Below are 25,855 nucleotides of genomic sequence, written 5' to 3' on the forward strand. Positions count from 1 at the left end.
CGGTGGCCGACGGATCAAGGCTGCGGCGAGGTCGCCGGCGGCGTGGCGGGGACCGGCTTGCCTTCGACCGGGGTGCCGGTGGCCGCGGGCGGCGCCTGGTTGACGTTCTTGCCGTCGCGCACTTCGGCGCGCACCACGCTGTCGATCCGGCGCAGCATCGAGGCGGACATCTCGCGGCGCAGTTCGTCGGCCAGGATCTCGCGCTCGGTGGTGGTACCGGTGGCGTCGGTCGGCGGCGACACGTAGTCGCGCGACAGCTCGATTACCTGCTGCGGCACCAGCACGCTGCCGTCGGCACGGCGGAACACGAAGATCGCCGCATAGCGCAGGCTGTATTCCTGGGCGCGGCCTTCGGCGTCGAGCGCGATCGGCAGGTCGCCCCAGCGCTCGGACAGCACTTCCAGGCGCGCCACGCCGGTGTTGACCTCTTTCGGTGCGATCTCCGCGCCGGCGGCGCGCAGGCCGCGTTCGAGCAGCTTCACCAGCTCGCTGTACGGCGCCGAGGAGACCACCTTCACCGAGGGCGTGCCGGCCGGCAGGGTCAGCTTGTCGCGCAGATGGAAGCCGCAGGCGGTCAGGGACGTCGCGAGGACGAGGGCGAGCAGGAGTCGGGTCATGGACACAGTCTGGAGGAGCCGGCTGGGCGCGGCAACAGGCGGCTAGCCTGCCGGATGCCGCGTGAACGAGGGTTGAGATGTGCCGCGGCGCGCGCCGGCGGCCCTGCCGCGGCGGCGCGCATGTTCGCGGCAGCGTGGTTCACGCCGCCACCAGGTTCACGATCTTGCCCGGCACGATGATGATCTTGCGGATGCTCAGGCCTTCCAGGAACTTGGCGGTGTTCGGCTCGGCCTGCGCCAGCGCCTCGATCTGCTCGCGCGGGGCGTCGGCCGCGACCTCGATGGTGCCGCGCAGCTTGCCGTTGACCTGCACCGCCAGGGTCAGCGCGTCGCGCACCAGCGCGGCCGGGTCCGGCTGCGGGAACGGCAGGTCTTCCAGCAGCGTCGGCGCATGGCCCAGCGCCTGCCACAGCGCATGGCTGGCATGCGGGGTGATCGGGTTGAGCAGCAGCACCGCCGCTTCCAGCGCTTCCTGGCGCACCGCGCGGCCCTGTTCGCTGGCGTCGTCGAACTTGGCCAGCGCGTTGGTCAGCTCCATCACCGCGGCGATGGCGGTATTGAAGCTGTGACGGCGGCCGTAGTCGTCGCCGACCTTGCCGATGGTCTCGTGGGTCTTGCGCCGCAGCGCCTTGTGTTCGGCGCCCAGCGCGGCCACGTCCAGCGCCGGAGCGGCGCCGTCGGCGACATGCCTGTGCACCTGCGCCCACAGCCGGCGCAGGAACCGCGCCATGCCGTCCACGCCGGCCTCGTTCCACTCCAGCGACTGTTCCGGCGGCGCGGCGAACATCGAGAACAGGCGCACCGTGTCGGCGCCGTACTTGCCGACCATCGCCTGCGGGTCCACGCCGTTGTTCTTGGACTTGGACATCTTCTCGGTACCGCCGATGTGCACCGGCGCGCCGTCGGCGATCAGGCTGGCGCCGACGATGCGGCCGCGCTCGTCGCGCTGCACGTCTACCTCGGCCGGGTTGATCCAGTCCTTGGAGCCGTCGCCGTTGTCGCGGTAGTAGGTCTCGGCGATCACCATGCCCTGGGTCAGCAGGTTGGTCGCCGGCTCGTCGCTGTCCACCAGGCGCGCGTCGCGCAGCAGCTTGTGGAAGAAGCGGAAATACATCAGGTGCAGGATCGCGTGCTCGATGCCGCCGATGTACTGGTCCACCGGCAGCCAGTAGTTGCCGCGCTTGTCGACCATGTCCTTGGCGCCGGGCGAGGTGTAGCGCGCGTAGTACCAGCTCGACTCCATGAAGGTGTCGAAGGTGTCGGTCTCGCGCTCGGCCGCCGCGCCGCATTGCGGGCAGGTGGTCTTGCGCCATTCCGGATCGGTCTTCAACGGCGAACCGGTGCCGCTCAGCGCCACGTTCTCCGGCAGCAGCACCGGCAACTGGTCTTCCGGCACCGGCACCGCGCCGCAGCTGGCGCAGTAGATCACCGGGATCGGGCAGCCCCAGTAGCGCTGGCGGCTGACGCCCCAGTCGCGCAGGCGGTAGTTGATGCGGCGCTGGCCCTGGCCCTTGCGCTCGAAACGCTCGGCCAGCGCTTCGAACGCGCCGTGGTAATCCAGGCCGTCGAACTCGGCAGAGTTGACCAGTTCGAACTCGCGGGTCTTGTCGGTGTACCAGTCGCGCCAGACGTTCGGCTCCCAGGTACGCTCGTCGTCGTTCTTCGGCGCCTTCAGCGCGATCACCTGGCGGATCGGCAGCGCGTACTTGTTGGCGAACTCGAAATCGCGCTGGTCGTGGCCGGGCACCGCCATCACCGCGCCGGTGCCGTAGCCCATCAGCACGAAGTTGGCGACCCACACCGGGACCTGCTCGCCGCTGATCGGGTGCACCGCCACCAGACCGGTGTCCATGCCGCGCTTTTCCTGGGTCTCCAGTTCCGCCTCGGACACGCCGCCCTGCTTCAGCTCGGCCAGCAACGCGGCCAGCTGCGGGTTGGACTTGGCCGCATGCAGCGCCAGCGGATGCTCGCTGGCGATGGAGACGAAGGTCACGCCCATCAGCGTGTCCGGGCGCGTGGTGAACACGCGCAGCGGATCCAGCGCCGCGCCGTCGGCGTCGCGCACCTCGAACTGGATCTCCAGGCCTTCGGAACGGCCGATCCAGTTGCGCTGCATGGTCTTGACCGACTCCGGCCAGCCCGGCAGCTGGTCCAGGCCGTCCAGCAGTTCCTGCGCGTAGTCGGTGATGCGCAGGAACCACTGCGGGATCTCGCGCTTCTCCACCAGCGCGCCGGAGCGCCAGCCGCGGCCGTCGATGACCTGCTCGTTGGCCAGCACGGTCTGGTCGACCGGGTCCCAGTTCACCACCGCGTTGCGGCGATAGGCCAGGCCCTTGCGCATCAGCCGGGTGAACATGCGCTGCTCGTGCACGTAGTACTCGGGACGGCAGGTGGCGAATTCGCGCGACCAGTCGATCGCGTAACCCAGCGACTTCAGCTGGCTGCGCATGTGCTCGATGTTGGCGTAGGTCCACTTCGCCGGCGCGGTCTTGTTCTTGATCGCGGCGTTCTCGGCCGGCAGGCCGAACGCGTCCCAGCCCATCGGCTGCAGCACGTTCTTGCCGTTCATGCGCTGGTAGCGGCTGATCACGTCGCCGATGGTGTAGTTGCGCACGTGGCCCATGTGCAGCGCACCGGACGGGTACGGCAGCATCGACAGGCAATAGAACTTGGGCTTGTCGGAGGTCTCGTTGACCTCGAAGGCGCGGGTGGCGTCCCAGAACTGCTGGGCGGACGATTCGACCTGCTGCGGGTCGTAGGCGGTGGGCTCGACGGCGGACATGGAAACGGGCAAGGGCCAGGCGGCAACAAAGCAGGCAAGGGTACCGCAGCGCAGCAGGCGGCTCCAATCGTGGCGACGAGCGGCACCGGCCCGCGCCCGGCCCGGGCGCTCGCGCGCATCGCCGCCAGCGTGGCGGATAGCGGGAAAACTCCGCTCGCCGCGCCGCCCGGCGCAGCGGAACAACCGCGCAACGGCCTTGCGCCGGGCCGGACCGATGCGCAGCGGACCGGCGCCGATTGCGCGCGAACAGGGTTCAGCCCCCGCGCGGCACCCGCTGCGGCCCGGGGCGGCAGGCCAGCAGCGCCAGCCAGGCCCACCACAGCGCGAACACCAGCCGCTGCGCCACCGCCGCCGACAGCAGCGCGTCCAGCGCGAACGCACCGAGCGCGGCCAGCAGGGCCACCGCCAGCGCGGTGCGCGCCCAGCCGCGCGCGCCGGGCTGGCGCCAGGCACCGATGGCCAGCAGGCTGGCCGCCGCCACCAGCGCCACCACCCACAGCAGCCAGGCGCTGGCGTGCAACTGGGTGGCGCGCGATTCCAGGTCGGCCGGGTCCAGCGGCAGCAGGCCCATGCCGGCGAAGGCCAGCCCGGCCAGCAACAGCAACTGGCCGCCGACGCGCAGCGACCAGGGCGCGCCACGGCCGCTACGCTGCAGCAGGCGCAGCGCCAGCGCCGCCGCCAGCGCGCCGGGCAGCACGAAGGCCAGCAGATCGAAGGCCCAGGCATGGGCGATACCGCTGGCGCCGAGCAGCGCGACCGGATGCGACCACGGCAGATAACCCGGCAGGGCCAGCCCAAAGCCCACCACTGCGGCCACGGCGACCAGCGCCAGCAACGGCCCTGCATAGCGCAGCGCCTGATCGTATCGGTTCGCCATCGTGTCTTCGGGCCTCTGCGCCGCCACGCCACCGCGGCGCGGCAAACGCCCATTGTCGCCGCTGCGGCCGCGGCTGGCACCCCGCGCCCGCGTCGCCGCCGCGATCGCCGCGGCGACGGCGCGCAAGGCCGTCGCCGGCCTGCCTACCCTTGCGTCAGCGCCGGTCTGTCACCATAGAACCCATCATTCTTCGCCAGCCACGATGCCCCCATGTCCGACATGCCCCACGTTTTCGACGCCAAGACCGAGACCTTCGAAGCGGAAGTGCTGCAGAAATCGCTGCAGACCCCCGTGCTGGTGGACTTCTGGGCGCCCTGGTGCGGCCCGTGCAAGACCCTGAGCCCGATCCTGGAGAAGCTGGCCGCCGAGTACCACGGCGCGTTCGTGCTGGCCAAGGTCGATGTGGACCAGGAGCAGCAGATCGCCGCCGCGTTCCAGATCCGCTCGGTGCCGACCGTGTTCTTGGTCAAGGACGGGCAACTGGTCGACGGTTTCCCCGGGGCCATGCCCGAAGGCCAGCTGCGCGAGTTCCTGACCCAGCACGGCATCGCGCCGCTGCCGGCGCCGGCCGAGGCCCAGGACGACGCGCCCGCGGCGCCGCTGGACCCGCAGGCCGAGGTGCTGCGCCTGCGCGAGGCGGTGGCCGCCGAGCCGGACAAGGACGAACTGAAGCTGGACCTGGCGCTGGCGCTGGTGAAGACCGGTGCGGCCAGCGAAGCCGAGGCGTTGATCGACGCGCTGCCGGCCAACCTGGCCACCGACGAACGCGCGGTGCGCGCGCGGGCGCGGCTGGGCTTCGTCGGCGCGCTGCAGTCGGCGCCGCCGCTGGAATCGCTGCAGGCGGCGGTGGCGCAGGACCCGGCCGATCTGAAGGCGCGCTACCTGCTCGGCGTGCGGCAGTTGATCGCCGGCGAGGACGAAGCGGCGCTGGAGCAGTTCCTGGAAATGCTGCGGCAGGACCGCGGCTTCGAGGACGGCCTGCCCAAGAAATCGCTGATCGACGCGTTCCGGGTGATCGAGGACGAGGACCTCGTCGGCCGCTACCGGCGCAAGATGTCCGCGCTGCTGTTCTGAGCCGCACGCGGAACGCTGCACACGGCCGCACCTGCGCCGGGCCGGCCGTTGCGTGACGTCGGCGGCGGCAGCGCCGCCACCCACCATACTCATGCGAATGGTAAGCTCGCCCTCCCCTAGCGCTGCTTCCGTCCGCAATGAAAGCCTCCCTGTTCCGCCTGGGCCTGAACCTGTGGCCGCCGTTCCTGTTCGCCGGCATCCACCTGGCGGAACTGAGCCCGGACTACCGCTACGCGCGGGTCGAACTGCGCATGCGCCCGTGGAACCGCAACTACGTCGGCACCCATTTCGGCGGCAGCCTGTTCGCGATGACCGATCCGTTCTGGATGCTGCTGGCGATGCAGAACCTGGGCCGCGACTACTACGTCTGGGACAAGGCCGGCAGCATCGAATTCGTACGCCCGGGGCGCGGCACGGTGACCGCGCAGTTCCGCCTGGACGAGGCGATGCTGGACGACATGCGCACCGCCACCGCCGGCGGCGACAAATACCTGCGCTGGTTCGACAACGAGATCCTCGACGCGCAGGGCACGGTGGTGGCGCGCACGCGCAAGCAGCTGTACGTCAAGCGCAAGCCGGCGCGCTAGCCTTTACCACGCCGGTGGCGACGGTGCCGGCGCATCAGGGCCGCAGCCGGCTGCCCGGCAAGGGCAACCGCAGCGCATCGCCTTCGCCATCGGCATACAGCGCCACCTGCACGCCCTGCCCGTCGGCTGTCGCCTGCAGCGGCCGCCGCTCCCCGCGCAGATCGGGCGGTAATGCGGCCAAGCGCTGCGGCAGCGGCTGCGCGCCGGGATGCGCGCGCAGCCACAGCAGCGCCGAGGTCAGCCGCATCGCCGCCGCGGCATCCTGCAACGACGCCTGGTAGCGTACGAACGATGGCGGCGGCATCCGCGCCATCGCGCAGCCCAAGGCATTGGCGACACAGCCCATCGAGAGCACGGCCACCGGTGCCGACACCTGGGCCGCGCTAGGCGGCCGGTCCGCATTCAAGCTGGCGCGCGCATCGGCAGCGCAGGCGCGAGTAAACAGTGGCGCCAGCATGGCCTTGCTGCGCTCGGCGTCGAACGCCAGCGGCACCAGCGCCGATTCGTACCAGCGCCGCTGCGCGGCATGGCGGTCGCTGGCGAGCTCGTCGAATGTCGCGAACGTCCACTGCGCCTCGCCACGCAACGGCTTGCATAGGCTCACGTCGTCGATCTGCAGCGGCGCGAACGCCTGCGCGCACTGCGCAGGCAGCGCCTGCTGCGGCGGCAAGTCGGCGAGCATGTCGGCGAGCATGTCGGCGAACAGGCGCGCGTTGCCGCGCAGCATCGCCGCGCCGATCATCGAGGTGATCAGGTTGTCGCCGCTGGCCAGCAACGCCCGCGCCACCCCGGCATCGTTGCAGACACCTAGCAGCGCTGGTTGGGTACGGCCATCCACGAAATCCAGCGAATGCTGCGTCAGCGGGATCTGCAACAGCGAAAAGGCCGGCAGCTGGATGTCAGTGCTGCCAGCGAAAGGACTGCGGTACCCCGATGCTTCGGACACGGTCGGCATCGCCGCCAGCAACGGCGCCTGGGTCGCAAGGGCCGCGGCATAGGCTGGACGCGCCGCGCGCACGGTGTGCAGGCAATCGTCGCCGCGCCAACGGCATCGCGGCAGGCTGGCCGCCGGCCAGTCGGGAACGCGCGGATAGCGGCTGGCGGCGCTATGAAAGGCGACGCCGGCGGGCCATGCCCTGAAGCGCCGCGCGTCTTCGTCGAGCAAGGCTTGCCGCTGGGCCGAGGGCACGGCGTAGGGCAATAGCCACAGGTCCGCGAACAGGTTCGGCCCCCGCAGCGGCTGTGGCGGCTGCCGCAGCTGCGCCAGCGCGTCGCGCTGCGCCGCCGGCACCGGCCACAACCGCGACGCCAGATAGAACGCCGCACCCAGCAACAGCAGCGCGCCGCCTGCGTATCCCAGCCACTTGCCGATCCTCGCCACGCCGCTTCCCCAATCGCACCTGCACGGTAACGCGTCATCTTAGCCGGCGGCGCAGCGGCAGGCGCGGCGCGCCGCTACACTAGGCGGATGTCGCCCGATACCCCCGCTCCGCACCCCCGCCCGTCCCTGCAACGGCTGTTCTTCACCGGCCTGCTGACCCTGCTGCCGATCTGGCTGACCTGGGTCGTGGTCAAGTTCGTGTTTGTGCTGCTGTCGGGCATCAGCAGTCCGTGGGTGGTGCCGCTGTCGGCGCGCATCGCCGCCTCGTTCCCGCGCGAGATGGGTTGGGCCACCGCACTGTGGGTGCAGAACACCATCGCCCTGATCGCCACCCTGGCGGTGATCCTGCTGGTCGGCATCCTCAGCCGGCGCATGATCGGCCAACGCCTGCTGCGCTGGTTCGAGGCGGTCATGCGCCGCATTCCGCTGGCCAGCGTGGTCTACGACAGCGTGCGCAAGCTGGTGGACATCCTGCAGACCCAGCCCGGCAGCACCCAGCGCGTGGTGCTGATCGACTTCCCGCATCGCGACATGAAGTCGGTGGGCCTGGTGACCCGGGTGATCAAGGAACAGGGCAGCGGCCGCGAGCTGGCCGCGGTGTACGTGCCGACCACACCGAACCCGACCTCCGGCTATCTGGAGATCGTGCCGGTGGAGCTGCTGACCCCCACCGACTGGAGCGTGGACCAGGCGATGAGCTTCATCATCTCCGGCGGCGCGGTGGCGCCGGACAGCGTGCCCTTCACCCGTACCATGGACCGCTGAGGGCAGGCGGATGCGCAACGGCACGCTCGACGACCGCGCCGTCCGCCTGTTCATCGGCCTGGCCGCGTTCTTCTGCGTCAATGCCGCGCTCGCCGAATTCATCGGGGTCAAGATCTTCGCCCTGGAAGACACCCTGGGCATCGCGCCGCTGAACTGGAACCTGTTCGGCCAGACCGGCTCGATGAACTTCACCGCCGGCACCTTGCTGTGGCCGCTGGTGTTCATCCTCACCGACACCATCAACGAGTTCTTCGGCCGCCGCGGAGTGCGCTTCATCTCCTGGCTGGCGGTGGCGCTGATCGGCTACGGCTTCCTGTTCGCGTTCGCGGCGATCGCGCTGGCGCCGGCCGGGTTCTGGGTCGGCGCGGCGCAACACCAGGGCGTGCCGGACTACCAGGCCGCGTTCGCGGCGGTGTTCGGCCAGGGCCTGTGGACCATCGCCGGATCGCTGGTCGCGTTCCTGGCCGGGCAGCTGATCGACGTGGCGGTGTTCCACCGCATCCGCAACGTCACCGGCGAAAAACACGTGTGGCTGCGTGCCACCGGCTCCACCGCGGTGTCGCAGCTGATCGACAGCTTCGTGGTCATCTACATCGCCTTCGTGCTCGGTCCGCAGCACTGGTCGATCCCGCTGTTCCTGGCGGTGAGCACGCTCAACTACATCTGCAAGATGCTGCTGGCGGTGCTGCTGATCCCGCTGCTGTACCTGATGCGGCGGCTGATCACCGACTACCTGAGCCCCGAGCGCGCCGAGCAGTTGCGCGAGGAAGCCGCGGCCGACTGAGTGCGCGGATCGGCCGCGCCGCTGCGGCAACGCGTGGGATTCACGCGCTCCGCTGCATCCCGTCTCCGCAAGGCCGTCGCGCCCGGATTCGCGCCCCTGCACGGCCGGCGCAAACGCCGGAGACAACCGCCCGGCCTGGGCCGCGTGCGCCGCGCGCAGCCGCCGTAGCAGCTACCCAGACCCTTCGTCTTCCCGGTTTTTTCCTGACCGTGCGCCCGGCGGTGGGTGGCCTCCTCGGTGCGGATCGGGCAAGCTCCCGTGCTCGCTTGTCGTTGGAGCCCGTAATGCCGCCCAGCTTTCCCCGCCTGCTGTCGCTCGCCATCGCCGCCGTCCTGAGCCTGTCGCTGGCCGCGCCGGCGGACGCGGCCAAGAAGAAGGCCGCCAAGAAACAGCAGACCACGCAGACCCGCAGCAAGGCCAGGAAGGCGCGGCCGGCGCCGGCGCCGGTGGTGCTGAGCAAGGCGCAGCAACTCAACCGCCTGTACGACGACTACTGGGAAGCGTCGCTGAAGCTCAATCCGCTGCAGGCCACGTTCCAGGGCGACAGCCGCTACAACGACCAATTGCCGAACTTCCTGTCCCCCGCCTTCCGCCAGCAATCGCACGACTTCACCGTGCTGTGGCTGGGCAAGGCCGAGGCGATCGGCAAGGACGGGCTGAGCGGGCAGGACCTGCTCAGCTACGAGATCTTCGTCAGCGACGCGCGCACCGCGCTGGAAGCGGAGAAGTACCCGAGCTGGATGCAGCCGGTGAACCAGTTCTACAACGTCGGCAGCATCATGGTGATGCTCGGCTCGGGCACCGGCGCGCAGCCGTTCCACACGGTCAAGGACTACGACAACTGGTCGCGGCGCGCGCTCGGCATTCCCGCCCTGTTCGACCAGGCCATCGCCAACATGCGCGAGGGCATGAAGGCCGGCGTGGTGCAGCCGCGCGCCTTGATGGAAAAGGTGCTGCCGCAGCTGGACGCGATCATCAAGCCCACCGCCGAGGAGAGCCTGTTCTGGGGCCCGGTGCGCAACCTGCCGGCGGACATGCCCGAGGCCGACAAGCAGCGCATCACCGCCGAGTACAAGCGCATGATCGAATACCGGATCATGCCGGCCTACCGCGAGCTGCGCGGTTTCATCGCCACCGAGTACTTGCCGGCCACGCGCAGCAGCGCCGGCGTCGGCGCGCTGCCCGGCGGCGCGGACTGGTACGCCTACAACGTGCGCCAGAGCACCACCACCGACCTGAGCCCGGCGCAGATCCACCAGATCGGCCTGGACGAGGTCGCGCGCATCCAGGCGCAGATCCAGGTGGTGATGAAACAGGTGAAGTTCCGCGGCTCGATGCCGAAGTTCTTCAAGTTCATGCAGACCGACAAGCGCTTCACCTTCAAGAGCGAAGACGAGCTGCTGAGCTATTACCGCGGCCTGGAGTCGCGGGTGGACGCGGCGGTGCCGCGCTTGTTCTCGCTGAAGCCGAAGGCGGCGTTCGAGATCCGCCCGGTGGAACCGTACCGCGCGCAATCGGCGGCCGGCGGCTCGTACATGCGGCCCAGCGAGGACGGCTCGCGCCCAGGCATCTTCTACGTCAACACCTACGACCTGCCCAGCCGCAAGACCTGGGATGCGGAAGACCTGTACCTGCACGAAGCCATCCCCGGCCACCACTTCCAGCTCGGCCTGCAGCAGGAGCTGAGCAACCTGCCCAAGTTCCGCCGCTTCGGCGGCGAGACCGCCTACATCGAAGGCTGGGGCCTGTACACCGAATCGCTGGGCAAGGAACTGGGCCTGTACCAGGATCCGTACAACTACTTCGGCTATCTGCAGAACGAGTTGTGGCGGGCGATCCGCCTGGTGGTGGACACCGGCCTGCACAGCAAGGGCTGGACCCGCGAGCAGGTGATCGACTACATGCTCGAGAACTCGGCCACCAGCCGCACCGATGCCGAAGCGGAGGCCGAGCGTTACATGGCCATCCCCGGCCAAGCGCTGTCCTACAAGATCGGCGAGATGAAGATCATGCAGCTGCGCGAATACGCGCGCACCCAGCTCGGCGCCAAGTTCGACATCCGCGAATTCCATGCCGAGATCCTGAAGGACGGCTCGGTGCCGCTGGACGTGCTGCAGGAGAAGATCGAACGCTGGGTGGCGAGCAAGAAGGGCTGAGCGAGACGCGCCGCTCGTGCAGGAGCGGCGTTAGGGCGACTCTAATAGCTCCATTCCCGAAGCTGCACTCTTGCACGCTGAGCGTGGCGATGGCGTGTTCCTTTTTTCTGTCGCGGCTGAAGCCGCTCCTACAAGAGCACGGCGCGCATGTTGTAGGAGCGGCTTCAGCCGCGACAGGAGGACGAAGCAGCCGTGATGCCAAGGCGTCATGAAAAACGCGGCCGCAACGCCACCGTCTACCGCCAACGTGCCTTTGCCACTCCATGGCATCTCGAACGTATCGATGCCGGAACCTGCAGGCTGGGCGTGTCGGCGTCTCGCAAGTGCCTCGCCATGCTTTTTGGGGGTATTAGAGGTGCTCTTTAGCCGCGACCGAATCTATCGGTAGAGCGGTCGCGGCTGAAGCCGCTCCTACAGTGGACTTCCGGAGTGTCGAGGCAAGCCGAGTCGTTCCTCCGGCCCAGTGACCCCGCGCTCGCCGGATCAACCACCGTGCACCGCATCCGCGTGCAGCCGCTGCGCCAGCTGCGCGATCGCGCGCGGTGTGGTGCGGCAGCAACCGCCGATCAGGCGGGCGCCGGCCGCGCGCCAGGCATCGGCATGGCTGGCCACACCGCAGGCATCGTCGCCGCCATCCCAGCGCTTGTCCGCGGCGTCGTAGCGCTCGCCGGAGTTCGGATACGCCACCAGCGGCAATCGGGTCAGCGTCGCCAGGTGCTGCAGCGCCGGGGTGCACAGCGCCGGCGCGATGCAGTTGACGCCGAGCGCCACCACCTGCGGATGACCATCGAGCAGCGCCACCACTTCGCGCAGAGGCGTGCCGTCGCTGAGATGCGCGCTATCGTGCAGGGTGAACGAAAACCACGCCGTGCTCTGCGGGAACTCCTGCAGTAACGCCAGCAGCGCGGCGATCTCCGCCGCCGACGGCTGCGTCTCGCAGGCCAGCAGGTCCACGCCCGCGGCGACCAACGCGGCGATGCGCGGGCGGTGGAAGTCCAGCATCTGCGCCTGCGGCAGGGCATAGTCGCCGCGGTATTCCGAACCATCGGCCAGATAGGCGCCATACGGCCCCACCGAGCCGGCGACCAGCAGCGGGCCGGCCTCGGGATGCGCGGCCCAATACGCGTCGCGCGCCTGCAGCGCCAGCTCCGCGCTGCGTGCGATCAGCTGCTGCGATTGCAACGCATCGATGCCACGCGCGGCGAACCCCAACGGCGTGGCCTGGTAGCTGGCGGTGATCGCGCATTGCGCGCCCGCGTCGAAATAGTCCAGGTGCACCTGCCTGATCAGCTGCGGCTGCTCGAGCAGCACCTTCGCCGACCACAGCGCATCGCCGAGATCGCAACCGCGCGCCTCCAGCTCGGTGGCCAGCGCGCCGTCGAGCACGATGCAGCGGTCGTCGGCCAGCAGCGCGGTCAATGGATTGTGCGGCATGCTCGCGTCCTCGCGGGCGATACGTGATGCCGACATTGTGTCAGGCAGCGGCCGCTGCGCGGAATGTTGCCGTTTACGCGTCGCCGCTCGCGACGCACGCGTAGCGAAGGGGGCGCCGCTGCATGCGAACGCAGTTTTCCGCAGACATGGCCCAGACGCATACCCGACGCTGCGCTATGCTCGGCGCATGACTTGCCCTCTTCCTTCCCCACCGGAGCAGCGCATGACGTTTACCGCGTTGACGCCGATGCCGCGCACTACCGATCTCGCCGCGGCGCTGGCGTTCCACACCGACACGCTGGATTTCCATCTCCATGGCGGCAACGCCGACGCCCGCCGGGCTTCGCTGCGACGTGGTTCGCCGGCGCGCACGCTGGCCGCGCAGCAGGCCGCCAGCGATGCCGCCGCTGCCGGCCAGGCGCCGTGCCGATGAGCCTGACCCTGCGCGGCGTGCACCACGTGGCGATCATCGCTTCCGACTACGTGCGCTCGAAGGATTTCTACTGCCGCATCCTCGGCCTGCGCGCGATCGCCGAGGTCTACCGCGATGCGCGCGACTCCTGGAAGCTGGACCTGGCCCTGCCCGACGGCACCCAGATTGAACTGTTCTCCTTCCCCGCGCCGCCGCCACGGCCCAGCCGCCCGGAAGCCTGCGGCCTGCGCCATCTGGCGCTGCGCGTGGAGGACCTGGACGCTGCGGTCGCCCACCTGCAGGCGCACGGCGTGCTCGCCGAACCGATCCGCGTCGACGAATACACCGGCCGCCGCTTCACCTTCTTCGCCGACCCGGACGAGCTGCCGCTGGAGCTGTACGAGATCGGCTGAGCGGCGCCATCTCTGGGGCCGGCCGGCCGTTGCACATCCGCCCGCTGCGCGCATTCGCCTGCGCGCAGCGGCGCCGATGGCAATGACTTCCGGCGCATGCGGCAGCGCACGATGGCGCCATAATCGGCTATCGACCAGGGGAAGGTACGCCATGCTGCAGATCCGCGAGCTGTCCAAGACCTACGCCAATGGCGTCCATGCGCTCAAGGGCGTCACCCTGGACATCCCGCGCGGCATGTTCGGCCTGCTCGGCCCCAACGGCGCCGGCAAGTCCTCGTTGATGCGCACGCTGGCCACGCTGCAGGAGGCCGACACCGGCAGCGCCACGCTCGCCACCGCCGACGGCCAGACGATCGATGTACTGCGCGACAAGGATGCGCTGCGGCGCAAACTCGGCTATCTGCCGCAGGATTTCGGCGTCTATCCCAAGGTCAGCGCGCTGGATCTGCTCGACCATTTCGCGGTACTGAAAGGACTCACCGAACGCCGCCAGCGCAAGGAGCTGGTCGAGGGACTGCTGCAGCAGGTCAACCTGTGGGACGCGCGCAAGCGCAAGCTGGGCACCTATTCCGGCGGCATGCGCCAGCGCTTCGGCATCGCCCAGGCGCTGCTCGGCAATCCGCAGCTGGTCATCGTCGACGAACCCACCGCCGGCCTGGATCCGGAGGAACGCAACCGCTTCCTCAACCTGCTGGCCGAGATCGGCGAGAACGTGGTGGTGATCCTATCCACGCACATCGTCGAGGACGTCACCGACCTGTGCCCGGCGATGGCGATCATGAACAAGGGCCAGGTCCTGCTGACCGGCCGCCCCGCCGACGCGATCGCCACGCTCAGCCAGCAGGTCTGGCGCAAGCAGGTGGCCAAGAGCGCGCTGGCCGATTACGAGGCGCGCTTCACCGTGTTGTCGACGCGGCTGGTGGCCGGTAGCCCGGTGATCCATGTGTTCAGCGCCGAGTGCCCGGAAGCGGGCTTCGAACCGGTCGCGCCGGACCTCGAGGACGTGTATTTCCAGCGCCTGCGCCAGCAGGCGCGGGCCGCCTGACGGAGCGCCGACCATGATCCTGGCTTTCCTGCGCTTCGAGCTGCGCGAGCAGCTGCGTTCTCCGCTGCTGTGGCTGCTGGCCGCGCTGCTCGCCCTGCTCGCCTTCGGCGCGACCTCCAGCGACGCGGTGCAGATCGGCGGCGGCGTCGGCAACGTGCACCGCAACGCGCCCTCGGTCATCGCCACCATGATGACCGTGTTCACCCTGATCGGCCTGCTGGTGGCCACGTTGTTCGTCAGCAACGCGTTGCTGCGCGATTTCGAGCTGGGCACCGCCGAACTGGTGTTCTCCAGCCCGGTGCGGCGCCGCGACTATCTGTTCGGGCGCATCGGCGCGGCATTGCTGGCCTGCATGGTGATGTACCTGGTCATCGCGCTCGGCCTCTTCATCGCCCAGTTCATGCCCTGGATCGACCCGGCCCGGCTGGGGCCAGTGGCCGTCTCGTCCTACCTGTGGACGCTGGCGGTGATGGTGCTGCCGAACGTGCTGTTCGCCACCGCGCTGCTGTCGCTGCTGGCGGTGACCGCGCGCAACGTGCTGTGGGTGTATGTCGGCGTCATTGTGTTCCTGGTGCTGTACGGGGTCAGCCGCGCGGTGCTGGCCGACCTGGACAACGTCTGGGCGGCCACGCTGTCCGAACCGCTCGGCATCCGCGCGCTGGCGCAGACGCTGCGCTACTGGTCGGCGGAAGAGCGCAACCACAACCTGCCCGAACTCGGCGGCTATCTGCTGGCCAACCGTGCGCTGTGGCTGGGCGTGTCGGTACTGCTGTTCGCCGCGACCTTCGCCCTGTTCCGCACCGAACGCAGCGGCACGCGCCGCCGTTTCGGCCGCAGGCAGCGGACGCCGACCGTGGTGGCGCCCTCGGTCGCATCCGTGACCGCTGCGCGCAATGTGCGACTGCCAGCGGTCGTCCCGTTCGCGCAGGGCGGCGCCGGCTGGCGACAACTGCTGCGACAGGTGCGCTTCGACACCCTGGGCGTGTTCCGCAGCGCGCCGTTCGTGGTGTTGCTGCTGCTGGGCATCGCCAATTTCGTGCCGCTGGCCCTGTTCGGCGGCAGCGTCTACGGCACCGACGTCTGGCCGGCGACCTCGATCATGCTGCAGGGGCTGCAGAACAGCTACAGCTTCCTGCTGGTGATCATCGTGCTGTTCTATGCCGGCGAACTGGTGTGGAAGGAGCGCGGCGTGCGCATCGACGGCATCACCGATGCGATGCCGGTGCCGAACTGGGTGCCGCTGCTGGGCAAGCTGCTGACGCTAATCGCGGTGATCGCGGCGTTCCAGGCGGTCGGCGCGCTGGCCTCGGTCGCGGTGCAGTTGGGCAAGGGCTATACCCAGATCGAACCGCTGCTGTATCTGAAGACGCTGGCGCTGGGCTCGGTGTTCTACGTGTTGATGGGCGGCATGGCGCTGGTGCTGCAGGTGCTGAGCAACAACAAGTTCCTCGGCTATGCGCTGCTGGTCCTGCTGATGGTCGGGCAGGTGGCGCTGTCGATGCTCGACTACACGCAGAGCCTGTACAACTTCGGCAGCTGGCCGAATGCGCCATATTCGGACATGAACGGCTTCGGCCACTTCCTGCCCGGCCAACTGTGGCTGCAGGGCTACTGGGGCCTGTTCCTGCTGACCTTGCTGTTGCTGGCGGCCGCGTTCTGGTCACGCGGCGTCGGCAACGGACCGCGCCAACGGCTGCGGCTGGCCCGGCAGCGCCTGCGCGGCGGCGCCGGCGTCGCGACCGCGCTGTCGCTGCTGGCGTTCGCCGCGGTCGGCGGCTGGATCTACTGGAACACCAACATCCACAACACGTTCCGCTCGCCCGACCAGGAACTGGACCTGCAGGCCCGCTACGAGCGCGAGTACCGCAAGTACAAGGACCTGCCGCAGCCGCGCATCGTCGCCGTGTCCAACCAGGTCGATCTGCATCCGGAAACGCAATCGGTGGTGGTGGACGCCACCTGGACCGTGCGCAATACCCACGCCACGCCGATCGGCGACGTGCACCTGGGCATGAGCGGCGAGGACGGCGACAACACCCTGGTCGCGGTGGACCTGGGCGGGCAGACCCTGGTCAAGCACGACAAGCCGCTGGGCTATCGCATCTACCGGCTGAGCACGCCGCTGCAACCCGGCGAGCAGCGCACGTTCCGCATCCGTGTCGATCGCCATCCGCACGGGCTCACCGTGCGCCAGGCGCAGACCGAGATCGTGGACAACGGCAGCTTCTTCAACAGCAGCATGCTGCCGTGGTTCGGCTACAACGAGCAGCAGCAGATCGAGGACCGTAACGAGCGCCGCAAGCGCGGGCTCGGCGAACCCACGCGCATGCCCAAGCTGGAAGATCAGGCCGCGCGCGCCAATACCTATATCGGCAAGGATGCCGACTGGATCGATTTCGCCACCACCATCTGCACCGCGCCGGACCAGATCGCGCTGGCGCCGGGCTATCTGCAGAAGGAATTCGTTCGCCAGGGCCGGCGTTGCTTCAGTTACGCGATGGACCGGCCGATGCTGAATTTCTACGCCTACCTGTCGGCACGCTGGCAAGTGAAGAAAGCGCGCTACAAGGACATCCCGATCGAGGTCTACTACGACGCCAAGCATCCGTACAACGTGCAGCGGATGATCGAGGGCGTGCAGAAGTCGCTGGCCTACTACGAGCGGCACTTCACCCCGTACCAGCACCATCAGGTGCGCATCATCGAGTTCCCCGGCTACCAGAGCTTTGCCCAGTCCTTCGCCAACACCATCCCGTACTCGGAGTCGATCGGCTTCATCGCCGACCTGCGCGACCCCGACGATATCGACTATGTGTTCTACGTCACCGCGCACGAAGTGGCGCATCAGTGGTGGGCGCACCAGGTGATCGGCGCCAACGTGCAGGGCGCGACGATGCTGTCCGAATCGCTGGCGCAGTACTCGGCGCTGATGGTGATGGAGCAGGAATACGGCCGCGCGCACATGCGCCGCTTCCTGAAGTACGAACTGGACCGCTATCTGAGCGGGCGCGGTGGCGAAAGCCTCGAAGAGCTGCCGCTGTACCGGGTGGAGAACCAGCAGTACATCCACTACCGCAAGGGCTCGCTGGTGTTCTACCGGCTGCGCGAGGAGATCGGCGAGCAGGCGCTGAACCGTGCGCTGCACAAGTTCCTGCTGGCCAAGGCCTTCCAGCAGCCGCCCTACACCACGTCGGCCGAGCTGCTGCAGTTCATCCGCGCCGAGGCGCCCCCCGAGCAACAGGCGCTGATCACCGATCTGTTCGAGAACATCACCTTCTACGACAACCGCGTGGAAGCGGCGAGCGCGCGCAAGCGTAGCGATGGCCGCTACGACGTGACCCTGCAGCTGCACGCCGCCAAGCACTATGTGGACGGCAAGGGCAAGGAGCGCGACGCCGCGCTGGACGACTGGATCGAGGTCGGCGTCTTCGCCAAGGGACCGTCGGGCAAGGAACGCGACGAGAAGGTGCTGTACCTGCAGCGCCTGCACGTGACCACCGCCGCGCCGACGCTCACCGTGACCGTGGACCGCTTGCCCAGCGAAGCCGGCTTCGATCCGTACAACAAGCTGATCGACCGGGTCTCGGACGACAACCGCAAGCAGGTGACGCTGCAATAGCCAGGGCTGCGGCTTCGGCGGCCGGCGCGCCGCCGGCCAGTCTCGGCCGCACGCCGCAGCCTGGAATCGCGCGCCAGCGCCGGCCGCCGGCCGGGCCGCGCCGGCGCCTCGCTGAACCGCCTGCGGCCGGCGATTCCCAGCACCATACGCTTGGGTATACAGTCGGCCCCAGGTCGGCATCGCGCCGACCGCTTCGCACACACCCTGGGAGGGGACACATGCGCACCACCTTCAAGACCCTGCTGCTGGCCCTGCCGCTGAGCGTGGCCGCGTTCGTCGCGCAGGCCGCCGACACCTCGCCGGTCGGCCGCTGGCAGACCATCGACGACGAAACCGGCAAGCCCAAGTCCATTGTGCAGATCGAACAGGCCGCCAACGGCACGCTGAGCGGCAAGGTCGTCGAGATCCTGCAGTCCAACCACGGCCCCAACCCGATGTGCGACAAATGCGACGGCGCGCAGAAGGGTAAGCCGATCAAGGGCATGACCATCCTGTGGGGCCTCAAGCCCGACGGCACCGCGGTGTGGGACGGCGGTTCGGTGCTGGACCCGGCCAAGGGCAAGACCTACAAGGCCAAGGTCACCCTCACCGACGGCGGCAAGAAGCTGCAGATGCGCGGCTACATCGGCATCGAGGCGCTGGGGCGGACGCAGACCTGGATCAGGGAGTGAAGGGCCGGGATTCGGCATTCGGGATTCGGGATTGGTAGAAACGGGGCGCCTCAAGGCGCCCCGCTTTTTTAGGCAACCACCACGCACCTGCAGATGACGGGATACCTCCAATCCCCAATCCCGGCCTTCCAGACTAGTGCGATAATCGCGATCCCCCAGGATCGCCGTTCGCCATGACCCGCACCGCACTCGTCACCACCGCTCTGCCCTACGCCAATGGTCCGCTGCACCTTGGCCATCTGGTCGGCTATATCCAGGCCGACATCTGGGTGCGCGCGCGGCGGCTGCGCGGCGACCGCACCTGGTTCGTCTGCGCCGACGACACCCACGGCACGCCGATCATGCTCGCCGCGGAGAAGGCCGGGGTCACCCCGGAAAACTTCATCGCCAACATCCAGGCCAGCCACGAGCGCGATTTCGCTGCATTCGGCGTGGCCTTCGACCATTACGACTCGACCAACTCGGCGGCCAACCGCGCGCTGACCGAGGCGTTCTACGCCAAACTCGATGCCGGCGGCCACATCGCGCGGCGCTCGGTGGCGCAGTTCTACGACCCGGCCAAGGGCATGTTCCTGCCCGACCGCTACATCAAGGGCATCTGCCCCAACTGCGGCAGCGCCGACCAGTACGGCGACAACTGCGAGGTGTGCGGCGCCACCTACGCGCCGACCGAGCTGAAGGAGCCGAAGTCGGTGATCTCCGGCGCCACCCCGGAACTGCGCGACTCCGAACACTTCTTCTTCGAGGTCGGCCGCTTCGACGGCTTCCTGCGGCAATGGCTGGCCGGCGACGTGGCCCTGCCCGGGGTCAAGGCCAAGCTGATGGAGTGGCTGGACAGCGACGGGGGGCTGCGCGCCTGGGACATCTCGCGCGATGCACCGTACTTCGGCTTCGAGATCCCCGGCCAGCCGGGCAAGTATTTCTACGTGTGGCTGGACGCGCCGATCGGCTACCTGAGCAGTTTCCAGACGCTGTGCGCGAGCCTGGGCGAGCCGTTCGAGCCGCACCTGACGGCCGGCACCGCCACCGAGCTGCACCATTTCATCGGCAAGGACATCGTCAACTTCCACGGCCTGTTCTGGCCGGCGGTGCTGCACGGCACCGGCCACCGCGCGCCGACCCGGCTGCACGTCAATGGCTACCTGATGGTGGACGGCGCGAAGATGTCCAAGTCGCGCGGCACCTTCGTGATGGCGCGCACCTACCTGGATGTGGGCCTGGAGCCGGAAGCGCTGCGCTACTACTTCGCCGCCAAGTCCTCCGGCGGCGTGGACGATCTGGACCTGAACCTGGGCGACTTCGTGGCGCGGGTCAACGCCGACCTGGTCGGCAAGTTCGTCAACCTGGCCAGCCGCTGCGCCGGTTTCATCGACAAGCGGTTCGGCGGCACACTGGCCGACGCGCTGCCGGACCCGGCGCAGTACGCGCGCTTCGTCGCCGCGCTGGCGCCGATCCGCGACGCCTACGAGCGCAACGACCCGGCCAGTGCGATCCGCCAGACCATGGCCCTGGCCGACGAGGCCAACAAGTACATCGACGAGCACAAGCCGTGGGTGATCGCCAAGCAGGACGGCGCCGACGCGCAGTTGCAGGCGGTCTGTACGCAGGGCCTGAACCTGTTCCGTGTGCTGGCCGGCGCGCTGAAGCCGGTGCTGCCGCGCACCAGCGCCGAAGCCGAAGCCTTCCTGTCGGCGCCGCTCACCGCCTGGGACGACCTCGATGCGCCGCTGCTGGCGCACGTCATCCAGCCCTACGCCCCGCTGTTCACCCGAATCGACCCCAAACTGATCGACGCCATGACCGACGCTTCCAAGGACACCCTCGCCCCCGCGCCCGCCGCCACCAAACCGGCACCGGCCAAGACCGAAGCGAAAACCGCTGCAAATCCCGAATCCCCAATCCCCAATCCCGGCCTCATCGGCATCGACGATTTCGCCAAGCTCGACCTGCGCATCGGCAAGGTGCTGGTCTGCGAATTCGTCGAGGGATCGGACAAGCTGCTGCGTTTCGAACTGGACGCCGGCGAGCTGGGCAAGCGGCAGATCTTCTCCGGCATCCGCGGCAGCTACGCCGAGCCGGAAAAACTGGTCGGCCGCAGCGTGGTGTTCATCGCCAACCTGGCCCCGCGCAAGATGCGCTTCGGCCTCAGCGAAGGCATGATCCTGTCGGCCGGCTTCGACGGCGGCGCGCTGGCGCTGCTGGATGCCGACAGCGGCGCCCAGCCGGGAATGCCGGTGCGTTGACGGCCGGGATTCGGGATTGGGGATTGGGGATTCGTTGAAGCGGATCCCTTGCCCTACCCGCTCCATGACGCGCTTTGCGAATCCCCAATGCCGAATCTCCAATCCCTTGCTCTTTTCGACTTCGACCACACCGTCACCACCACCGATACCTATTCGCGGTTCCTGCGCCGCGTCGCCACGCCGCAACAACTGACGCGGGCGAAATGGTCGGTGGGGCCGTGGCTGGCCGGGTATCGGCTGGGCCTGGTGTCGGCGCAGGCGCTGCGCAAGCGGGTCACGCGGATCGTGTTCGCCGGCCGCGCCGCAGAGGAGATCGCCGCGCACGCCCAGGCCTATGCGCGCGAGGTGCTGCCGACGCTGCTGCGCCCGGAGATGATGCAGCGCATCGCCTGGCACCAGGCGCAGGGCGACAGCGTGGTGCTGGTGTCCGCATCGCTGGACCTGTACCTGCAACCCTGGTGCGAGCAGCATGGACTGGGGCTGATCTGCAACCGCCTGGAAGCGCGCGACGGCCAGCTGAGCGGATGCTATGCCGATGGCGATTGCGGGCCGCACAAGGCGCGCCTGATCCGCGCACAGTACGATCTGGCCGCCTACCCCCGCGTCTACGCCTACGGCGACAGCCGCGAAGACCGGCCGATGCTGGCGCTGGCCCACGAGCGCTGGTACCGCGGGCGACGGATCACTTGAACGTGGCGGTGCGCAGCGGCGCTGCGGGACGGATCGGGCCTGACGCGACTCCCGCGACCTTCACTCGCGCGCGAGCACACAGGCGCACCGATCGATCACGATAGCCGCCTGCACCGGCTCGGCTCGGCATGATCGCAGCACACATCACCCCCACCACGTCTTCCGCGACCCACATGAGCGCCACGCCGCACCCGCCGCCATTCCCGCCGCCGTCCGCGTCACGTCCGCCGGATCGGACCGGGCGCATCGCCCTGACCATCCTGGCCATCGCCGTGCTGCTGGTCCTAGCCTGCGCGGCGGCTGGCGCCGCCCTGTGGTGGCTGCGCCACGACCGCATCAAGAGCAGCGACGACGCCCAGGTCACCTCCACATCGCCGCCCGCCGCACAGGTCATCGTGCTCGCCCGCTTCAGGCATGAGGACGGCGCCGCGATCCGCATGTGGCAGCGAGCCCTTGTCAGCGCGCCACAGGCGCCAGGCGTCCAGGTGCCCGGCATCGTCACCGTGGTCATTCCGCAGGCGGACGAGCCCGCGACTGCGCAAGGCAACTTCGTGAAGGTCGTGCGACGCGATCTGGTCCGCATCCACCTCGATGCCTCCCCCGCCCAGAGCGCGCTGTTCCTGCAGGGCATGGCAGTGCGAGTACAGGTCGATACCGGCACGGGGCGCTGAGCGCGCCATGCCGGCGCCGGCAGGCGGGCGTCAGCCAGGCGAATGCGCGCCACGCGCTACAATGCGCCTGCCGCTGCCGGCGCTGCCAGCCCATCGGATGCGGCGCCTCCACTTCCGCCGCAGGTGCGCGCCGCACGCGCTGATTCCGCCATGATGCCCGCCCACGCCGACCTGCTCGAACGTCTCGATCGCCTGCTGCCGCAGACCCAGTGCGGCCAGTGCGGCTTCGACGGCTGCCGCCCGTACGCTGCGGCGATGGCGCGCGGCGCGGCGCAGGTGGACCGCTGCCCGCCCGGCGGCGATGCCGGCGCGCGGGCGCTGGCGCGCGTGCTCGGCAGCGCGCCGCTGCCGTACGACCGCCGCCGCGGTACGCACAAGCCGCCGCAGCTGGCGTTGGTGATCGAAGCCGACTGCATCGGCTGCACCAAGTGCATCCAGGCCTGTCCAGTGGACGCCATCGTCGGCGGCGCCAAGCACATGCACACGGTGCTGGCGCCGCTGTGCACCGGCTGCGAGCTGTGCGTGCCGGCCTGCCCGGTGGATTGCATCGAGCTGCGTCCGGTCTAGCCGCGCGGTCCACCCGCGCAGATCGCGCCACGCATGCGTGTGAACGGTGCAAGCAGGTTGGAAGGGACGAGCGCGTCCCACGCCCAGGCGATCACGCAAGTAAAGCGCAGGCGCGGCTGCGCCCACACTGAGCTTGCCTGGACATCCGCCGGCAAGCGCCGCATGACCTGACACGGCCAGCCGGGAACGGATGGCCGCCCGGGCGTCGCATCGGCCGTGCCGCCACCGCATCCGGATCGGTGTCCGCTGCGTATTGCCAGCTGTCACCGTCTCGCGGAAGCGCCACGCATGCCCATGCCGATCGCCATGTCCCCCCTCGCCCACGCACGCGCGCCGCTGGCGGCGGCGGTGTGTCTGGCCGCACTGGGCATCGCCGCGCCGGCGCGGGCCATGCTGCACTACGACGGCCTGGCGTATGCGCCGAACGGCCAGCAACTGCTGTACCGCGAGAGCCACTGGGTGCGCGACGACGGCGCGCGGCTGGTGCTGTACCGCTGCGCCGACGGCACACCGTTCGCGCGCAAGCGCATCGCCGACGGCAGCATCGCCCCGGATTTCGAACTGGTCGACGCGCGCAGCGGCTATCGCGAAGGCGTGCGCCGCGCCGGCGGTGGCCGGGTCATGTTCAGCCAGCGCGACGGCGAGCCGGAACGCAGCGCGCCGTTGCCGGCGACGACGGCGCCACAGGTGATCGATGCGGGATTCGATGCCTTTCTGCGCCAGCACTGGGACACGCTGAGCCAGGGCGCACCGCAGCGCGTCGCCTTCGTCTTGCCTGGCGCCTTGCGCACGCTGGAATTCCAGATCAAGCCGGCAGCGGCCGACGCCGGCGTGCAGCGCTATACGCTGGCGGTGGATGCCTGGTACGGCGGCGTGCTGCCGAACATCGCCGTCGCCTATGCGCGCAACGATCGCCGCCTGCTCGAGTTCCGCGGCATCGGCAATGTCCGCGACGCGCGCGGCCGCTATGCGCAGGTGCGCATCGAATTTCCCGAGCGCCTGCGCGAGCAGGCCGACGCCGCCGCATGGAACCAGGCGCTGCAGCAACCGCTGGCCGCGCAATGCGCCGCGCGTTGAAGCGCGCCGGCACCGGCTTCACGCCCGCCTCCGCCGCAGCCGCCACACCCATGCCAGCGCATCGCCCATCCCCCGACGAGGAACATCCATGGCCAAGGCCTATCTGTGGTTCAACGCTGCGCTGTACGCGATCCTGGCACTGTGGTGCACGCTCCTGCCGGCGCAGACCGCCGCCGCGGTCGGCTACATCGGCCTGGACCGTTCCGGGCAGTCCGAATACCTGGTCATCTACGGCGGCCTGCAATTGGGCATGGCGTTCCTGTTCGGCTATTTCGCCCGCAGCGGGCAGATCCGTACCGGCTTGCTGCTGGCGCTCGCCTTCTACGTTCCGATCGTGCTCTACCGCAGCGCCGGCCTGCTGCGGCTGTGGCCGGTCGGACCGACCACCACCGGCCTGGCCGTGTTCGAAATCGCGCTGCTGCTGGCCGCGCTCGCGCTATGGCGCAGGCAGCCGCGTTGAGCGACGCGCGCGCCGAAAGCCTGTAGCATCGCTGCCACCTTCGCCACCGCTCCCCGGCATGACCGAGACGCCCGATCACGACGAAGCAGGCCAATTGCTGGTCGCCACTGCGGCCGGCGACAGCGCCGCGTTCGAACGCCTGTACCGCACCACCTCGCCGCGCCTGTTCGGCGTGTGCCTGCGCATCGTGCCGCAGCGCGGCGAAGCCGAGGACGTGCTGCAGGAGGTGTTCACCTCGGTCTGGCGCAAGGCCGCGCAGTTCGATCCGCAGCGCGCGCGCGGCCTGACCTGGCTGACCATGATCGCGCGCAACAAGGCCATCGACTACCTGCGCGCGCGCGCGCCGGCGCGGCAATCGGTGGCGCTCGACGACGCCGGCGAACTGCACGACGACGGCCGCGATCCGCTGGCCGAGACCGAATGGCGCGTCGCCGGGCGGCGCCTGGACGTGTGCATGGGCGAGCTGGAACCGCCGCGCGGCGACCTGATCCGCACCGCGTTCTTCGAGGGCATCACCTACGAGGAACTGGCCCACCGCAGCGGAACGCCGCTGGGCACGGTCAAGAGCTGGATCCGGCGCGGCCTGGCCAAGCTGAAGGCGTGCCTGGAACGATGAACGCATCCGTGCCCGATCCGCAGGAAACCCCGCCGCCGCGCGACGTGCTGGCCGGCGAATACGTGCTTGGCGTGCTCGATGCGAGCGAACGCCGCGCCGCCGAACAACGCATCGACGCCGACGCCGAATTCGCCGCGGCGGTGACGCAATGGCAGCAGCACCTGATGCCGCTGGCCGACGAGATCGCGCCGGTCGCGGTACCGGAACGCGTGTGGGTGCGCATCCGCGCATCGCTCGGCCTGGATGCGCCGGCGCCGCGCGCGCCGACGGCGAAGCCGGGCTTCTGGGAAAGCGTGCGCACCTGGCGTTGGCTGAGCGCCGGCGGTTTCGCCACCGCAGCGGCCTGCATGCTCACGCTGATGGTCGCGCGGCAGCCGCTGCCGCCGCAAACGCCCACGCCGCCGGTCACGACAACGCCTGCCGACACCGGCATCGCGATGACCTCGACGCTGATGCAGGACGACGGCAAGCCCGGCTACGTAGTGCTGATGGACGCCGACAAGAAGCGCATCACCCTGACCCCGCTGGCCGGCAGCCGCGATCCCGCGCGCGTGCCGGAGTTGTGGCTGATCCCGGCCGACGGCAAGGCACGCTCGATGGGCGTGTTCGACGACGCGCAGGCGCGCGCGGCGCGCATTCCCGACGCACTGATGCCGTTGCTCAGCGACGGCGCCCTGCTGGCGGTGACGATGGAACCGCCCGGCGGCGCGCCCGGCGGCGTCGCCACCGGCCCGATCGTGGCCAAGGGCGGCATCAGCACGCTGCGCCTGGCGCCGTAGACAACATCCCACGCGCCCCTTCTCCCCTCCGGGGGAAGGTACCCCGAAGGGGCGGATGAGGGTACGGGCGCAGCCTCGTGCGTCCAGGCGTACCAGCCTGTCCGTGCCGACGTACCCTCACCCCAACCCCTCTCC

At 69.3% G+C, this 25,855-nt stretch carries 23 protein-coding genes; 18 read left to right on the forward strand and 5 right to left on the reverse strand.

Features of this window, described 5'->3' with window-relative positions:
• Nucleotides 1–14: 14 nt before the first annotated feature.
• The 3 genes from lptE to AB3X08_RS14500 form a co-directional block, all read right to left on the reverse strand.
• Entirely contained in the window at nt 15–617 is a 603-nt protein-coding gene (gene lptE, locus AB3X08_RS14490) for an LPS assembly lipoprotein LptE (protein ID WP_369933412.1), read from the reverse strand.
• Nucleotides 618–756: 139 nt separating this feature from the next.
• Nucleotides 757–3,399: a leucine--tRNA ligase gene (gene leuS, locus AB3X08_RS14495; protein ID WP_369933414.1), complete on the reverse strand. Its 2,643-nt coding sequence runs from the start codon at nt 3,397–3,399 to the stop codon at nt 757–759.
• A 253-nt stretch (nt 3,400–3,652) separates the two neighbouring features.
• A complete protein-coding gene (locus AB3X08_RS14500) occupies nt 3,653–4,276 on the reverse strand; it encodes a DUF998 domain-containing protein (protein WP_369933415.1) in 624 nt (207 codons plus the stop codon).
• A gap of 210 nt (nt 4,277–4,486) precedes the next feature.
• Between AB3X08_RS14500 and trxA the strand changes: the two genes are divergently transcribed.
• Both trxA and AB3X08_RS14510 read left to right on the forward strand, forming a co-directional pair.
• Complete coding sequence (trxA, locus tag AB3X08_RS14505) at nt 4,487–5,350, forward strand: thioredoxin (RefSeq protein ID WP_369933416.1); 864 nt, start codon at nt 4,487–4,489, stop codon at nt 5,348–5,350.
• 137 nt (nt 5,351–5,487) lie between these two features.
• Nucleotides 5,488–5,937 (forward strand): DUF4442 domain-containing protein, encoded by a 450-nt coding sequence (locus AB3X08_RS14510; protein ID WP_369933417.1) that lies wholly within the window; start codon nt 5,488–5,490, stop codon nt 5,935–5,937.
• Between the two features lie 34 nt (nt 5,938–5,971).
• Here AB3X08_RS14510 and AB3X08_RS14515 read toward each other — a convergent pair whose 3' ends face one another.
• Nucleotides 5,972–7,318: a hypothetical protein gene (locus tag AB3X08_RS14515; RefSeq protein ID WP_369933418.1), complete on the reverse strand. Its 1,347-nt coding sequence runs from the start codon at nt 7,316–7,318 to the stop codon at nt 5,972–5,974.
• A gap of 87 nt (nt 7,319–7,405) precedes the next feature.
• Between AB3X08_RS14515 and AB3X08_RS14520 the strand changes: the two genes are divergently transcribed.
• The 3 genes from AB3X08_RS14520 (at nt 7,406) to AB3X08_RS14530 (ending at nt 11,023) form a co-directional block, all read left to right on the forward strand.
• Nucleotides 7,406–8,083 (forward strand): DUF502 domain-containing protein, encoded by a 678-nt coding sequence (locus tag AB3X08_RS14520; RefSeq protein ID WP_184411309.1) that lies wholly within the window; start codon nt 7,406–7,408, stop codon nt 8,081–8,083.
• 10 nt (nt 8,084–8,093) lie between these two features.
• Complete coding sequence (locus AB3X08_RS14525; RefSeq protein ID WP_179563771.1) at nt 8,094–8,867, forward strand: queuosine precursor transporter; 774 nt, start codon at nt 8,094–8,096, stop codon at nt 8,865–8,867.
• Between the two features lie 284 nt (nt 8,868–9,151).
• Entirely contained in the window at nt 9,152–11,023 is a 1,872-nt protein-coding gene (locus tag AB3X08_RS14530; RefSeq protein WP_369933419.1) for a DUF885 domain-containing protein, read from the forward strand.
• Between the two features lie 483 nt (nt 11,024–11,506).
• Here AB3X08_RS14530 and mmuM read toward each other — a convergent pair whose 3' ends face one another.
• Nucleotides 11,507–12,457 (reverse strand): homocysteine S-methyltransferase, encoded by a 951-nt coding sequence (gene mmuM / locus AB3X08_RS14535; RefSeq protein ID WP_369933420.1) that lies wholly within the window; start codon nt 12,455–12,457, stop codon nt 11,507–11,509.
• Nucleotides 12,458–12,680: 223 nt separating this feature from the next.
• Here mmuM and AB3X08_RS14540 point away from each other — a divergent pair, with 223 nt between their 5' ends.
• The 13 genes from AB3X08_RS14540 (at nt 12,681) to AB3X08_RS14600 (ending at nt 25,720) form a co-directional block, all read left to right on the forward strand.
• Nucleotides 12,681–12,890 (forward strand): hypothetical protein, encoded by a 210-nt coding sequence (locus AB3X08_RS14540; RefSeq protein ID WP_369933421.1) that lies wholly within the window; start codon nt 12,681–12,683, stop codon nt 12,888–12,890.
• A 2-nt stretch (nt 12,891–12,892) separates the two neighbouring features.
• Complete coding sequence (locus tag AB3X08_RS14545; RefSeq protein ID WP_369938538.1) at nt 12,893–13,282, forward strand: VOC family protein; 390 nt, start codon at nt 12,893–12,895, stop codon at nt 13,280–13,282.
• Nucleotides 13,283–13,433: 151 nt separating this feature from the next.
• Nucleotides 13,434–14,327, forward strand: coding sequence for an ABC transporter ATP-binding protein (locus AB3X08_RS14550; protein ID WP_369933422.1), 894 nt, complete (start codon nt 13,434–13,436; stop codon nt 14,325–14,327).
• Between the two features lie 13 nt (nt 14,328–14,340).
• Nucleotides 14,341–17,946: an ABC transporter permease/M1 family aminopeptidase gene (locus AB3X08_RS14555; RefSeq protein WP_369933423.1), complete on the forward strand. Its 3,606-nt coding sequence runs from the start codon at nt 14,341–14,343 to the stop codon at nt 17,944–17,946.
• A gap of 218 nt (nt 17,947–18,164) precedes the next feature.
• On the forward strand, nt 18,165–18,617 hold the full coding sequence (locus AB3X08_RS14560; RefSeq protein ID WP_369933424.1) for a DUF2147 domain-containing protein: 453 nt from the start codon (nt 18,165–18,167) through the stop codon (nt 18,615–18,617).
• A gap of 173 nt (nt 18,618–18,790) precedes the next feature.
• Nucleotides 18,791–20,860: a methionine--tRNA ligase gene (metG, locus tag AB3X08_RS14565; protein ID WP_369933425.1), complete on the forward strand. Its 2,070-nt coding sequence runs from the start codon at nt 18,791–18,793 to the stop codon at nt 20,858–20,860.
• A gap of 87 nt (nt 20,861–20,947) precedes the next feature.
• Nucleotides 20,948–21,550, forward strand: coding sequence for an HAD family hydrolase (locus AB3X08_RS14570; RefSeq protein WP_369933426.1), 603 nt, complete (start codon nt 20,948–20,950; stop codon nt 21,548–21,550).
• Nucleotides 21,551–21,678: 128 nt separating this feature from the next.
• Nucleotides 21,679–22,221, forward strand: coding sequence for a hypothetical protein (locus AB3X08_RS14575; RefSeq protein WP_369933427.1), 543 nt, complete (start codon nt 21,679–21,681; stop codon nt 22,219–22,221).
• Between the two features lie 153 nt (nt 22,222–22,374).
• Entirely contained in the window at nt 22,375–22,788 is a 414-nt protein-coding gene (rnfB, locus tag AB3X08_RS14580) for an Rnf electron transport complex subunit RnfB (protein ID WP_369938539.1), read from the forward strand.
• Between the two features lie 306 nt (nt 22,789–23,094).
• Nucleotides 23,095–23,865 (forward strand): hypothetical protein, encoded by a 771-nt coding sequence (locus AB3X08_RS14585; protein WP_369933428.1) that lies wholly within the window; start codon nt 23,095–23,097, stop codon nt 23,863–23,865.
• 88 nt (nt 23,866–23,953) lie between these two features.
• Nucleotides 23,954–24,325 (forward strand): DUF4345 domain-containing protein, encoded by a 372-nt coding sequence (locus AB3X08_RS14590; RefSeq protein ID WP_369933429.1) that lies wholly within the window; start codon nt 23,954–23,956, stop codon nt 24,323–24,325.
• Nucleotides 24,326–24,383: 58 nt separating this feature from the next.
• Nucleotides 24,384–24,941 carry a sigma-70 family RNA polymerase sigma factor gene (locus AB3X08_RS14595; protein ID WP_184411322.1) on the forward strand — a complete coding sequence of 186 codons (558 nt, stop codon included), beginning with the start codon at nt 24,384–24,386 and terminating at the stop codon, nt 24,939–24,941.
• Nucleotides 24,938–25,720 (forward strand): anti-sigma factor, encoded by a 783-nt coding sequence (locus AB3X08_RS14600; RefSeq protein WP_369933431.1) that lies wholly within the window; start codon nt 24,938–24,940, stop codon nt 25,718–25,720. Before AB3X08_RS14595 ends, AB3X08_RS14600 begins: the two co-directional genes overlap by 4 nt.
• Nucleotides 25,721–25,855 lie beyond the last annotated feature (135 nt).

This window comes from Xanthomonas sp. DAR 34887 (genome assembly GCF_041245805.1).
GTDB lineage: Bacteria > Pseudomonadota > Gammaproteobacteria > Xanthomonadales > Xanthomonadaceae > Xanthomonas_A > Xanthomonas_A tesorieronis.